Genomic DNA, 14,092 nt, shown 5'->3' with positions numbered 1-14,092 from the left:
TTTTTAAACTAAAAGCCTAGCCCTATACGCTGATAGGACTAGATTTTTTAGGTTTCAACCAGCTATTTATTCATCGCATTAATTAAAAATGCTGAAATTTTAGCGCCTTCTCTAAGTGTTGTTTCAGAGCTTGATTGACCCACTAAAGAGCTGTCGGTAAAGGGCGCTATTTCCATCATATCAGCACCCGTAATCGGAAACTCATCCGCAATAGCTGATAAAATATCAAGCGCATGCTGAGGTGTTAAACCATTATGCTCTGGCGTACCTGTGGCAGAAGCAAACTCGGCATCAAGCGCATCAATATCAAAGCTTACGTAAACTTCATCAACGTTATCGGCTTTTAGCTGTGCAATTGCATCAGCAGCAACGGCCGCTGCACCGCGCTCAATAATTTCATGTGCCCAGTGCTGTTTAACACCAAATGTACTTTCCCAATGCGCTTTTGGCTTACCACTTGAGCGTATACCAAACTGAATTAAATGATGCGGTGCCGGTAAAAATTCTAAAATATGTGTACACCACGAGCCAAAACATAAATCTATGCCTAAGCGCTCAACAAGTAAATCGGTATGCGCGTCAAAGTGAATAATAGCGGTACGCCTACCTTGCTCACGTTTTGCCTTTAAATACGCCTTAGTAAGTGGGTAACTAATTGAGTGATCGCCACCAATACCAAATATGCCTTTATTTTTAAATGTTGCGTAAAAGCTGTCGCACACATCTTCTGTGATTGATAACGGACTTACGTAATAGTCGTTATCTTCATTACCGTATAACGCTTTTTGGCAATTAGAAATGGTTGCATCGTTTAAGTATTTATCGTGAAGTAAATGTGGGATTACACGCACATCGCCTAAATCAAACGAGTGACACTGTGGTTGCTGATCAATTAATGCTGAGCGCACAAATAACGGCCCCCAATTTGCGCCGCGTAAAATACCACCGCCACAGTCTGAGCTAATACCTAACATTACGGCTTTATGTGGAGAATTTGGTAGCTCATTTAAAGAGTCGCGCCAAAGTGAATCTACGTTTTCGGTTTGCCCATAAAGCTTATTACGCAGTGCGGCTTTGCGCTCTTTAGCTGTGTTTACTGTAAATACGCCATCACCGGGTGAACATAAATAGTGTTCAACTTTGTTTTTAAATGCTTCAAATTGTGTGCTCATAGTAAACTCCTTCGGTTTTTTTTCTGTACGCAGCTAATTAGTTTCGATTACTTTTGATTAGTTATGCAAAATTACTAAAAATGCCTAAACTTCAAATAAATTTCGTTTTTCTAAATAAGTGAGTGCCTAATGTAAATAAATACGTTTACTTTCATGCAATCAAAAAATCTGTAAGCAAATGAATTTAAATGGTATTTTAATGATTCGGCAATCAACTTTTAAATTGTAGTTACGCGCTTGAGTGATACTTATTATGTCTGCCTGAACAAGTCAACACCGTAACGGGGCTGCGAATATAAGTGCTTGATTGAATATTCATAGTTGGTGAATAAATCAAATTAGTCCTTAAAATTATTAAGATTTAATTGGAAGAGTTAAGATAAATCGGACAATCGTCCTGTACTTAATATACGTTTCTAGTAATGATGCTAGATTGACAACAAATTATTATAAAAGGCTTAGTTATGGAAAAGGTATTTCACTTAGGACTATGTATTGACGATCTTAAAGGTGCAAAACTTGCGATTGTACCGGGCGACCCTGATCGTGCACAACGTATTTCTCAATTCCTAGACAACCCAACCTGCCTAGCTCAAACTCGCGAATTTCATGTTTACTTAGGTCAATTAAACGGCCACTCAGTGGTTATTTGTTCTACGGGTATTGGTGGTCCATCTACGTCGATTGCAGTAGAAGAATTAGCACAACTTGGCGTGCGTAAGTTTTTACGTATTGGTACAACCGGTGCGATTCAACCACATATCAATGAAGGCGAAATTTTAATTAGCCAAGCGTCTGTACGTTTAGACGGTGCTAGCCAACATTTTGCTCCTCTTAGCTACCCTGCTGTGTCTGACTTTTATGCAACACAAGCTATGGTACAAGCATGTAAAAACTTAAATATCGATTTCCATATTGGTATTACGGCATCAAGCGATACATTCTACCCAGGACAAGAGCGTTACGATACGCATTCTGGCTACGTTCCTAAATCACTACAAGGTAGCTGCGAAGAGTGGCAAAAACTGGGCGTGATGAATTACGAAATGGAATCGGCAACATTATTTACTATGTGTGCAGCACTTGGCTTACAAGCAGCCTGTGTAGCTGGCGTACTTGTTAATCGTACTCGTCAAGAAATACCAAATGTTGACCATGGTGAAATTGAGCGTAAATCTGTAGCGGTAGTATTAGAAGCGGCTAAAGTGTTACTTGATTAATACGGATCCTATTAATTAGTAACATTATGAAGCACAGCTTTGGCTGTGCTTTATTGTTTTTGAAAGGTTATTTTAGCTGTGCACTAATTACTTCTATTGCCGGTAGATTATTAAAACTTGCAAGTACAGCACGTGCTACACCCGCTTGGTTTTCATTGCCTGCGGTTTCTAAAAGTGTAATACCTTTTACCGTACTTTCGTTAAAGCTAAGCCCTGCGATAAATAATTGGCTAAGCGCACTTTGCAGTGGCGACAAGCTTGGGCTGTACGCTGCGTTTTCTGCGTAACTTCCGTAAAAATCACCATTTTCAAATGTACTAATTTTTACTGCACTAAAGTTTTTACTATAGGGTACGTATGCGTTTAATGCTGTACTTGCTAGCTTTTCATCTAGTTGAGCATTTGCAAATACTTGCTGGTGAGGCTCTGGATTAAACAAGCTAAACGCGTTACCTAAATCAGTCGGCCCAAACGAGTGCGGCAGTAATTCTGCCAATTTAAAGTGTTGCTCTGGCAATAAAATATCAAACTCTTTCGCATCAGCGAGTTCGTTCATAAACTGGCGGCAATAACCACACGGTGCATCGCTAATCGCTATTTTAACTATTTTTTTAGCGCCGTTTAACCATGCATTATTAATTGCCGACTGCTCTGCATGAACCACTAAACTCAATGCTTGATGATCAAACTCTACATTTGCACCAAAGTAAAAGTTTACCTCACCGTTTTCATCAAGTGCTTTAACAATTGCGCCTACATGAAAATCTGATATCGGCGCAACAGCATACTCAGAAGCTAAAGGTACTAAACCTTGTAATAATGAATCATCCGATACATTGAGTTGCGCGCATAACGCTTTAATATTATTAGAATTTAATATGCCACGTTGTGATTTTAATTGACTACGTAATGCTTGAGTTTGCGCTACGTTTAATGTGATGTGAGAATTTGTAAGTGCTGTATCTTGCTGTACAGTAAAAGTTGCTGAAGCCATAACATTTTTTAATTATTCAATGGCTAAGTAGTTTAAAAGGTTAGGGTGTTAAATACCAGCCTATTTAACGCAAATAAAGGGAGCACATCGCGTGCTCCCTTTATTTTTAACTGATATACCCAACAAAATAATTAATTGGTATACCTAACAAAATAACATGTTAACCGGTATTACGCATACCTGCCGCAATACCTGTCATCGTGATCATTAATGCATTATCAATATCGCCTTCACTGCCTTTTTCACTTGAACGTGCTCGGCGAAGTAGCTCAACTTGTAATAAATTAAGTGGATCGGTGTACGGGTTACGTAAGTTAATCGATTCCTTAATCCATGGCTGTTCAGCCAGTAAGCTTTTTTGCGGGCTAAGTGACTGTACTAGGCTAATAGCTTCTTGTAGCTCTTTACGAAGCGTTACACCCAGTGGTTTGTACATATCTTCCACCAGCGCATTATCGTAATGCTCACTCAACCAGCAATCGGCTTTACTAAATACCATTTCTAGCATTTCTAAGCGCGATCTGAAGAACGGCCACTGTAAGCTCATTTCGTTTAGGGTTTCTGCGCCGTACTTATTAAGCGCAGCTTTTAAGCCTGTTAACGCACCTAGCCATGCAGGAAGCATTAAACGGTTTTGGCTCCACGCAAAAATCCATGGAATAGCACGTAGGCTTTCAACGCCGCCATTAGGATTACGTTTTGCAGGGCGCGAGCCAAGCGGTAACTTAGACAGTTCAAGTTCAGGCGTTGCCATTCTAAAGTAAGGTACAAAGTTTTCATCGTGGCGAACTACATTACGGTAATGCTCACACGACTCCTCACTTATTAGCTTCATTACTTCGCGCCACTCTGGTTTTGGTTCCGGCGGCGGCAATAAATTGCTTTGTAGTACTGCACCTGCGTAAATATTTAAGCTTTGCAGTGCTACATCGGGTAAACCAAATTTAAAGCGGATCATCTCGCCTTGCTCGGTTACACGCAAACCCCCTTTTAACGAACCTGGTGGTTGTGAATGAAGCGCTTGCGCCGCAGGTGCACCACCACGCCCTACTGTACCACCACGTCCGTGGAATAAAATAAGCTCAATACCGCGTGCATCAGCAAGCTGTACTAATTTATCCATTGCTTCGTACTGCGCCCAACCTGCTGCCATCATGCCGGCATCTTTGGCTGAATCAGAGTAACCAATCATCACATTTTGCGTGTTTTTAATGTGCCCGCGATACCAAACATTATCAAGCAATGTGGTAATTACATCACTGCCTGCATTTAAATCGTCGAGTGTTTCAAACAGTGGTGCTACAGGTAAATCAAAGCTACAGCCGCTTTCTTTTAACAATAGCTGTACTGCTAAAATGTCTGATGCTGTTCGCGCCATCGAAATAATATACAAACCAAATGTTTCTTCGTCTTGCTTGGCAATTACATCAAAGGTATCAAGTACTTCTTGTACATCTGGGCTTGGTTGCCAATGTTTTGGAATAAGCGGTCTGCGTGAGTTAAGCTCTGCAAGTAAAAATGCTTGTTTGTCTTGCTCTTGCCATTGGTTGTAGTCGCCTAAACCTAAATAACGAGTCAGCTCAGAAAACACATCGCCGTGGCGAGACGAATCTTGGCGTACATCAAGTTTAGCTAAACGCAAACCAAAGCTATTAATACGGTGCAGTAAATCAAGCAATAGGCCATCGGCAACTACTTTCATATTACACTTTAATAATGAGCGGTAGCATACTTCTACTGGGTGCTTAAGCTGATTAATATTAGTGATTAAGTCTTGTGAATCACTGCGCTTATTTTTAATTTTAGCACCTAAGTGCGCTACTGTTTCTGCAACTTGATTTTTAAGCTTTTTAATTACTGCTCTGTAAGGTTCAAACTCTTGCCCTGCAAGCTCAATAAGCTCATCACTGGCATCTGACATAGATAGTTCAGCACATAATGTTTTTAAATCTTGAATGTATAAATTAAGTGCCATCCAACGACCATGGTCAAGTACCTCTGTTGTAACCTGCGAAGTTACAAACGGATTACCATCACGATCTCCACCCATCCAAGACGTAAACTCAATTGGGCTGTAATCTATTGGTAACTCTAAGCTGAGCTGGTCTTTAACATTAGCTGAAAACTCACGTAAAAAACGCGGCACCGCATGCCAAAGGCTATTTTCTATAACTGCATAGCCCCATTTAGCTTCATCTACAGGCGTTGGGCGAGAACGACGAATATCGTCGGTATGCCAAGCTTGGCTAATCAGCTGCTCAATGCGATTTAAAATATTATCACGCTCTTGCGGTAAGTTATCTTTTCGCTCAAGCGATGCTAAACAATCGCTTAGCTCAACTTGTTTGTTAATCATAGTACGGCGCGTAACCTCGGTTGGGTGGGCGGTAAGTACTAAGTTTATGTGGAGTTTTGAGAGTGTTTCGGCCAAATGATTACTGTCTAACTGGCCTTGTTCTGCTTTTGTAGCTAACGTTTTTAATGTTTGAGTGAGAGGGTTTTGTTGACCAAGGCCAACATCATTAAAACGCGAAACGGTATGAAATTGCTCTGCTACATTGGCAAGATTTAAAAAATGATTAAATGAACGGGCAACCGGTAAAAGCTCTTCATCACTAAGCGCGTGGAGTATATCTATCAGCGCTTGTCTGTCGTCTTCATTACCACTGCGAGATGACTTTGATAAAGCACGAATTTCTTCAACTTTATCTAAAATCGCTTGGCCTTGGGCATCTTTAATTGTTTGTCCTAGTAGCTGCCCTAGTAAGTTTACATTACCTCGCAAGGCGGTATATTGTTCACTCATTTCTCATTCTCCTTTGTTTCATGGAGTGCTATTAATATCATCATGGAGCAAAATTTAATAGATCCATTTGCAATGCTATGTCGTAAAAAAGTATATGAAAAATAAACGCTAACCTATTTTATGATCATTTTTTATGATGGCAGCTGCCCTCTTTGCAGCACCGAAATGACACAACTAAAGCAGTTTGATACTGAAAATAAAATTGCGCTTGAAGATCTTAACGCCACCGATTTTAGTGAGCGCTATTCATATATTGATAAAGAAAAAGCAATGACCTATTTACAAGCGCAAACACATTCAGGCGAAATGGTTTATGGGTTAGATGTAACCTATCAGGCATGGAAAATTGTAGGTAAACACAGCTGGTTGAAAATTTTTCGCTTGCCAATAATTAGTTTTTTCGCTGACTGCGGATACCTACTATTTGCAAAGTATCGGCACCCTATTAGTCGCTTTTTAATGCCAAATACTCAGTGCAGTAATGGCCAATGCGGTATAAAAACAAAAGGTGACAAATGAAAACCATTGTTTTATTTGGCGCTAGTAGCGCCATTTCAAAAGCGTATGTTGAGCACTTAAATAACCATGCATCGCAATTTAAAGTACTGTGTGTAAGCTCAAGTGAATATCGCAGTAGCGCCTCTACAAATATTGAGCACTTTAGCACTGACTACAGTGCTAAAAGCTTGGCCATTTTTACCCAGCACTTAAAAGACATGCAAGCCGATTTACACCAAGTTATTATATTCAATGGTAAACTTCATTACGCTCAGCACATGCCAGAGAAAAAATTAGAAGATTTAAATGCTGATTATTTTAATGAAATTATAAGTGCAAACACCCTCACCCCATTGCTGTGCTTGCAAAGTGTATTGCCGCTGTTAACCCATAAAACGCAGTGCACAATTACAGCGCTAAGTGCACGCGTTGGTAGCATAAACGATAACAAGTTAGGTGGTTGGTATACTTACAGAGCGTCTAAAGCCGCGCTTAACATGTTGTTTAAAACGGCGTCTATTGAACTTGCTCGTCGTGCTAAAAACACCAAACTCATTTTGTTTCATCCAGGCACCACCGATACAGAACTCTCAAAGCCTTTTCAAAAAAACGTACCTGCAGGTAAATTATTTACACCTGAATTTGTAGCTAAGCAACTTTTTGAATTAACAAACAACAACCCTGATTTAAAACTAAACGGTGAACCTGCTTATTTAGATTGGCAAGGCTCTACAATACCGTGGTAAGGACTTTTAATGCATTTTACTAAAGCGCAAATAGACGCACTTGAAAAACATACCCGTACTCATTTAATTAATTCTCTTTCGGGTTTTAAAAGCGCTAATTTAATTGGTACGCAAGACTTACTTGGCAATACCAACCTATCTATTGTCAGCTCCGTTATTCACTTAGGTGCAAATCCACCGTTAGTCGCAATGATAATGCGCCCTCACAGTGTGCCGCGTCATACGTTTGAAAATATTTTACAAACGGGCACTTACACTATAAACCAAGTGAATAAGTCAATTTATAAGCAAGCTCATCAAACTTCAGCCCGTTACGATAAAGAAGAGTCTGAGTTTGACGCCACAGGCTTAACACCTGAGTACTTAAACGACTTTGCAGCGCCCTTTGTACAAGAAAGCCGTTTAAAGTACTCGGTTAAATTTGTAGAAAACCAACATTTAGCCATCAATGGTACTGAGCTTGTCATTGGCGAAATTATGGATGTATATGTAGATAAAGCAGCACTACAAAGTGATGGCTTTTTAGATTTACAAGCAATAGAAACAGTGGCAGTAACCGGGCTTGATAGCTACCACACAAGTAATAAATTAATGCGCCTGCCTTATGCGAAAAAACCTTAGCATGCATGTTATCTCATAAAATTGAATTCCCTTTTCACATTGCGCACAATGCCTAAAAACCAAGGAGAAAAACATGACCACCATAGGTATAGGTACACAATCAAGCGAGCAAGCGCTGGCAAGCCTAAGTAATATGACGCAAACCCTTATCCCTATTGCTGCTGACGAACATTTAGAGCGCATAGCCAAGGCGCAAGCGTATATGCTAGCAAACAACATAGATGCAATATATTTAAACGCTGGCACCAATCTAACCTACTTTACAGGCATGAAATGGTACGCGAGCGAACGCATGGTTGGCGCAATATTACCCGCCCTTGGTGACGTGCAATATATAGCACCATACTTTGAGATTGGCTCGTTAAACGGGTTTAAAGTGATAGATGGGCCTATTCATGGGTGGCAAGAGCACGAAAACCCTTACGCACTTTTTGTCGAAGTATTAAAAAAGTTAAACATTAATGAAAACGCAACTATTGGCATTGATGAAAGCGCACAATTTTTTATATTCGACGGTATTAATAAAGCGCAAACGGGTTTAACACTCATAAACGCACAACCTGTCACGGCGCATTGCCGTATGCATAAATCAGTTCACGAGCTTAGCTTAATGCAGCGCGCTATGGATATGACCATAGCCGTGCATCAAGCCACAGCAAGCATGCTTTATGAAGGAATAACCACCACCGAAGTAGAAGCTTTTATAAAACAAGCACACCAAAAAGTAGGCGCGCCAGGTAACTATTTTTGTATTGTTTTATTTGGTGTTGCAACGTCTTTCCCGCATGGTGTTAAAGACGCCCAAGTACTTAAAAAAGGCGATATGGTATTAATAGATACCGGCTGTAAAGTACACGATTACCTCTCTGATATTACCCGTACCTATGTATTTGGCGAGCCAACAATGCGCCAACGCATGTTTTGGGATCACGAAAAAGCAGCGCAAATGGCTGCGTTTAATGCAGCTAAAATCGGTGCTACGTGCGAAGACGTAGACGCGGGCGCACGTAACTATTTAGCAGCGCAAGGGCTAGGTCCGCAGTACCAAACACCGGGTTGCCCGCATCGTACGGGGCATGGCATTGGGCTAGACATTCATGAATGGCCATATTTGGTGGGCGGTGACAAAACCCCACTAGCACCTGGCATGTGCTTTAGTAACGAGCCAATGTTAGTTATACCCGATGAATTTGGCGTGCGTTTAGAAGATCATTTTTACATGACCGACAACGGCCCTCATTGGTTTACACAACCAAGTTATAGCATTGACGACCCATTTGGGCTTAACGCTTAAAACCGAATACCTTCAAGAGCAGCTGTTTAGCTGCTCTTTTTAGTTTGGTATTGATAAAGCTAAATTAATCCCAATATCCTTTTTTATACTTAGTTATAAGCAATCCTCAAAAGGATAAATATGAAAAACTTTAAAATTGATATCGTTTCAGACGTAATGTGCCCTTGGTGTGTAGTGGGTTATAAAAACCTAGAAACTGCACTAGAGCAACTTAAAGACGAAATGAGTGCAGATATTACGTGGCATCCTTTTGAACTAAATCCAGATATGCCAATTGAAGGTCAAGACTTAAACGAACATTTAATGCAAAAGTACAACCTAAGTGAAGAGCAAGGCGACGAAAATCGTAAAAACATGTTCGAAGCAGGTCAACGTGCTGGGTTTACCTTTAATTTTGATGGCAAACGCATCATGATCAACAGCTTTGATTTGCATCGTTTATTAATGTGGGCACGTGAAGAAGGTAAGCAAACTGAGTTAAAACTCGCCTTTTTTGAAGCGCACTTCACAGATTTAAAATACTTAAATCAAGAAGAAGCACTGCTCGACGTTGTTGAAAAAGTAGGTCTTGATAAAGAAACAGCGCGCGGTATCCTACATTCAGACAAATACGTACAAGACGTACGCCAAGAGCAAGACCGCTTTAAACAAATGGGTATTACGTCAGTGCCAACGTTTATCATCAACGATAAATATGCACTCACTGGCGGACAACCAAGCGACTCATTCATTCAAGCACTAAAACAAATTAGTGAAGAAGAAGCCAAGCAAGAGGCTTAACGAGTAAAATTGTTGTTTAACACTTCAAAAGGCTGCGCAATGCAGCTTTTTTTATTGCGTATAACTAAGCGAGTAATAATCACCTTACTATAAACTTATTTGAGTGTCGACGCACATAAACAGCTAATTTATATAGCAAAATAAAGACAGACATCTTAATTGAACAAACAAAGCTATCCCAATTAAGATGGGTGTCACGTTAATTTATTCAGACAAATACGTACAAGACGTACGCCAAGAGCAAGACCGCTTTAAACAAATGGGTATTACGTCAGTGCCAACGTTTATCATCAACGATAAATATGCACTCACTGGCGGACAACCAAGCGACTCATTCATTCAAGCACTAAAACAAATTAGTGAAGAAGAAGCCAAGCAAGAGGCTTAACGAGTAAAATTGTTGTTTAACACTTCAAAAGGCTGCGCAATGCAGCTTTTTTTATTGCGTATAACTAAGCGAGTAATAATCACCTTACTATAAACTTATTTGAGTGTCGACGCACATAAACAGCTAATTTATATAGCAAAATAAAGACAGACATCTTAATTGAACAAACAAAGCTATCCCAATTAAGATGGGTGTCACGTTAATTTATTAACCTCGTCAGTCAGATCTAATATTTATCGGAGCGATACCAGCACTTCAGGGCCACGATAGCGCCTATGGCCTACATAATTCTCTGTGTACGCTTCATCAATATTGTTCGTGTGATGCAGTCCTCACTGCTGAAAAGCATTTGCTAATCCCACACTCCGCCAAAGGCGCAACTCTCGATACAGGTGGTTGGTTAAAATAAGCGACGCAGGAGCAAAAACCAAAACCAATTGTTATTTGTCCTTTTAAGTGACTTGTTATATTTTTTATACCATAATATATTATATATAGGTACTTATGAGGTTTTATATTATGGCTAAAAATACAAGCGTAACATTAGGCGATCACTTCGATCAGTTTATAAACCAACAACTTAACACTGGTCGTTATGGCTCTGCAAGTGAAGTGGTTCGTGCTGGCTTACGCGCTTTAGAAGATCAAGAAGCTAAGTTATTAAATTTACGTAATATGCTAATCCAAGGTGAACAAAGCGGTGTTGCCGAGTACAGCTATGAGAACCTATTAACTGAATTAGATAAAGATAACCATTAATGGGTAAGTTTGTATTATCTTCGAAAGCAAAAACAGACTTAATAAAAATAGCTAAATATACTCAAATAACGTGGGGACTTTCCCAGCGAAATGACTACCTTAAAGTATTAGATAATACGTTTCATTTATTGTCGATTGATCCCGAGCTAGGCATTAACTGTGATTACATTAGAGAAGGCTATAGTAAATACCCGCAAGCTAGCCATGTAATTTATTACAAAGAATATAAGAACAATCAGATATTTATAGTGCGGATATTACATAAAAGCATGGATGTTAACTCCGCACTCTAAGAAAAATATAACGAGCCTGTAGATTAACTCGTTTTTTAATTTGTTTTTATTAATAAACAAACCATAGCTGAGTTCCTATTTTGGTTCAATCGATTACTGTGTTTTTACGCAGCATATAAAGAAGTGTTTGGTGTTGTTTCTATTGGCGTTTTGGAAGGAATTACAGGTGCCTGAGTGGCTTATAAGAGGTTAAAAGGGCTTCCCCTTCTCAATACATCGTATTTTGTAGCTTTTCTATATTATGAACAAGGCAATACAGTTGCCGCAGCGTGAAGTAAGGCATTCACTTTCGTTTGACCCCGTAAGGTCAATTTATTCATCCCTTTATTCACTGTAATGTTCCGCTTTTTATTTGAAGGAAAGCCGGTTCAATACAGCCTAGTCGTTTGCCATTCTTTAATAAACAGCTATCGTCGCCCCATTGGGCTATCTATTTTTACTTTCATTTTGTCTACATAGCTCAGCTTTTTGCGTGATTCATTATTTATAATAATGCACTCTTCATGCTGTTTTTATTGGCTTTTTCGTAAAAATTTAGGATGGGTGTCTTGTTAATTTTACGTAATAATTAGGATGGGTGTCTTGTTAATTTATCTCTTGTTAATTTATCTATTTTTGTTGGCTTTTTCGTAAAAATTTAGGATGGGTGTCTTGTTAATTTCTTGTTGTTTTGCGTGATACATTATTTATAATAATGTACTCTTCATGATGTTTTTGTTGGCTTTTTCGCAAAAATTTAGGATGGGTGCCTTGTTAATTTTTTGAAGCGAAGCGGAACCTAACCAACTGTTTTAGTTCCGTTTAAGCGCCTTGTTAAGTCTTCTTTTTGATATTGAATAACATTCCGACAGGAGACATTTGTTCCTTTTTATTTTCCTCTATTAGTGATTTGATTGAGGCAGGAATGCTTTTCAGTTTAGGAGCATCGAATATCTGATCTGCACCTAATGCAGCTAAAGCCCAGATTGGTGCTCCTGTTGCAGCAGCAGTTACTCCGAGAGTTCCAGTAACAAGCCATGATCCAATATCAGATCCTGCAAATTTCCACTGCTTTGCTCTCAACTGCTTAATATTTTCTTTATGCTTATCAAATGCCTCATTGATGTTGTCAAACATTTGATCCCTAGAACGATGAAAGTTGTTAGGGTTACTTTGAACTAACTCTTTAACTCCTTTTCCAAGCATGCTTCGGATTTCATCCATTGCGCCTTGCTTACGAACTTCGATTAACGCACTAGGCGGGACATTACCTAACCACTGCATATCACCGTCAGCTAAATCCTGTAGTCCTCTTGTTACATGTAAATCTCTAGTATTGGTTGCAGATTCAACTTCGGAAGAATCATACTCCATTTTCCATGCTAGATACTGCCATGAAGTTGGTGCATCGATAATTGGCGAGCCCTTTAACCTTCGAGATTTGATTAAAAGCTCATTGCTAACTGACATTCTTCCTACAGATTGATTGGCGAGAATAATACCTGGATTATTCGTTCCTATCAGCCTCGTATGCGATGACTCAGAGGCTCTTTTTAATTGTGCACTAATATCCCCATCCCATTCTGTATCAAACAAACATCTAGATTCGTCAGCAATCTCCGCAACTGCTCGTTCAACAGTATCTAACTCATGAGCAAACTCTAGCAAGTCATCAAGAGATTCAAATTTTCGACCGAATAGTCTTTCAGAATGCTTTAACGAATCAGAAATGCCAAGTTCATGAAAAAACTCTCGCTCTTCCTTATCTAAAGCAGCTGTATCAGGCAAAACTACAACAATAGGGATTTCTACATCCGCACAAGCTAACTCTTTATATTGAAGAATATTCATAGCATGCTTCATTAAATAGTAGGCTTTGTCAGCCAACTTCGATTTTTCGAAAACATGTTTTGAGCGTAGGAAAGGGTCAGGTAAAATTATTGTATCTGTGTAGATACCACATTTAGATGCAATGTTTTCATCATGCGCAGGAAATAAATCCCCACCAAATACACCTTTGATATTGTTATGTTGGTCTTCAACATGAATATGAGCAATATCTCCAAGTTCCTTCCAAAACTCTTCTATAAACTCTAAAAGTTTATCTAAGTTTTCAGTCACTTCTTTTATAGATGCTTCACTTTGCATAGCTGCGCGACCAGCATCATTTGGAGTCAATTTCCTCTTGAGCATTAACTTATAATAGTCACCAAAATTTTGCTCAAAAAAATTGAAATATGCATTTTGGATATCAGATAGTGATGCTAACTTTTTAGTTTCTTCTCTATCGTTCATCTCTGTAACAGCAAGTGCCATCGACCGTACTAGACCATCTACAGTATCTAGATCAACAACTCCATTTTTATCCATACGAACTGCTTCTAGGCTTTCTGTAACTTTTAAGCCTTCTGCTATATGAATTTTTCCTTGCTTCATTTGATCTTGTAAAATTTTTAGCCTTCTACGTAACCTTTCCTCATATTCTAATTGTTCTTTAGTTTTATCAGACATACACCATTCCTTGATGGAGAGATTGAAGACT

The 14,092-nt window shown here is 39.2% G+C and carries 12 protein-coding genes and 2 pseudogenes; 9 read left to right on the top strand and 5 right to left on the bottom strand.

The window, feature by feature from the left end; all coding sequences use genetic code 11:
- Positions 1-62 precede the first annotated feature (62 nt).
- Entirely contained in the window at positions 63-1,172 is a 1,110-nt protein-coding gene (locus PX700_RS14710; protein ID WP_415637141.1) for an arginase family protein, read from the bottom strand.
- A gap of 464 nt (positions 1,173-1,636) precedes the next feature.
- Between PX700_RS14710 and udp the strand changes: the two genes are divergently transcribed.
- Entirely contained in the window at positions 1,637-2,392 is a 756-nt protein-coding gene (udp, locus tag PX700_RS14705) for a uridine phosphorylase (protein ID WP_415637142.1), read from the top strand.
- A 67-nt stretch (positions 2,393-2,459) separates the two neighbouring features.
- Here the strand turns inward: udp and cdd are convergent, their stop codons facing one another.
- A complete protein-coding gene (gene cdd / locus PX700_RS14700; protein ID WP_415637143.1) occupies positions 2,460-3,386 on the bottom strand; it encodes a cytidine deaminase in 927 nt (308 codons plus the stop codon).
- A gap of 160 nt (positions 3,387-3,546) precedes the next feature.
- Positions 3,547-6,192, bottom strand: coding sequence for a phosphoenolpyruvate carboxylase (ppc, locus tag PX700_RS14695; RefSeq protein WP_415637144.1), 2,646 nt, complete (start codon positions 6,190-6,192; stop codon positions 3,547-3,549).
- 120 nt (positions 6,193-6,312) lie between these two features.
- Between ppc and PX700_RS14690 the strand changes: the two genes are divergently transcribed.
- From PX700_RS14690 to PX700_RS14655, 8 genes and pseudogenes are all read left to right on the top strand, one after another.
- Positions 6,313-6,711, top strand: coding sequence for a thiol-disulfide oxidoreductase DCC family protein (locus PX700_RS14690; protein ID WP_415637145.1), 399 nt, complete (start codon positions 6,313-6,315; stop codon positions 6,709-6,711).
- Positions 6,708-7,436 carry an SDR family NAD(P)-dependent oxidoreductase gene (locus PX700_RS14685; protein WP_479521101.1) on the top strand — a complete coding sequence of 243 codons (729 nt, stop codon included), beginning with the start codon at positions 6,708-6,710 and terminating at the stop codon, positions 7,434-7,436. The genes PX700_RS14690 and PX700_RS14685 overlap by 4 nt, the downstream gene beginning before the upstream one ends.
- A gap of 9 nt (positions 7,437-7,445) precedes the next feature.
- Complete coding sequence (locus PX700_RS14680; RefSeq protein WP_479521100.1) at positions 7,446-8,057, top strand: flavin reductase family protein; 612 nt, start codon at positions 7,446-7,448, stop codon at positions 8,055-8,057.
- Between the two features lie 73 nt (positions 8,058-8,130).
- Positions 8,131-9,351: a M24 family metallopeptidase gene (locus PX700_RS14675; protein WP_415637148.1), complete on the top strand. Its 1,221-nt coding sequence runs from the start codon at positions 8,131-8,133 to the stop codon at positions 9,349-9,351.
- Positions 9,352-9,471: 120 nt separating this feature from the next.
- Positions 9,472-10,131: a DsbA family oxidoreductase gene (locus tag PX700_RS14670; protein ID WP_415637149.1), complete on the top strand. Its 660-nt coding sequence runs from the start codon at positions 9,472-9,474 to the stop codon at positions 10,129-10,131.
- Positions 10,132-10,330: 199 nt separating this feature from the next.
- Positions 10,331-10,519, top strand: a pseudogene (locus tag PX700_RS14665) (DsbA family oxidoreductase); the annotation flags it as partial.
- Between the two features lie 519 nt (positions 10,520-11,038).
- Entirely contained in the window at positions 11,039-11,278 is a 240-nt protein-coding gene (locus tag PX700_RS14660; RefSeq protein WP_415637150.1) for a type II toxin-antitoxin system ParD family antitoxin, read from the top strand.
- Positions 11,278-11,571: a type II toxin-antitoxin system RelE/ParE family toxin gene (locus PX700_RS14655; RefSeq protein ID WP_479521099.1), complete on the top strand. Its 294-nt coding sequence runs from the start codon at positions 11,278-11,280 to the stop codon at positions 11,569-11,571. The genes PX700_RS14660 and PX700_RS14655 overlap by 1 nt, the downstream gene beginning before the upstream one ends.
- 208 nt (positions 11,572-11,779) lie before the next feature.
- Here PX700_RS14655 and PX700_RS14650 read toward each other — a convergent pair.
- Both PX700_RS14650 and PX700_RS14645 read right to left on the bottom strand, forming a co-directional pair.
- A pseudogene (locus tag PX700_RS14650) lies at positions 11,780-12,056 on the bottom strand (transposase); the annotation flags it as partial.
- A 328-nt stretch (positions 12,057-12,384) separates the two neighbouring features.
- The gene (locus PX700_RS14645; RefSeq protein WP_479521098.1) at positions 12,385-14,061 is read right to left on the bottom strand and encodes a hypothetical protein; all 1,677 of its coding nucleotides are present in this window, start codon (positions 14,059-14,061) and stop codon (positions 12,385-12,387) included.
- Positions 14,062-14,092: the final 31 nt, after the last annotated feature.

This window comes from Pseudoalteromonas sp. TP27, assembly GCF_056470645.1.
Note: the sequence above shows the minus strand (reverse complement) of the source record. Positions and strands in the feature narration are given on the sequence as shown.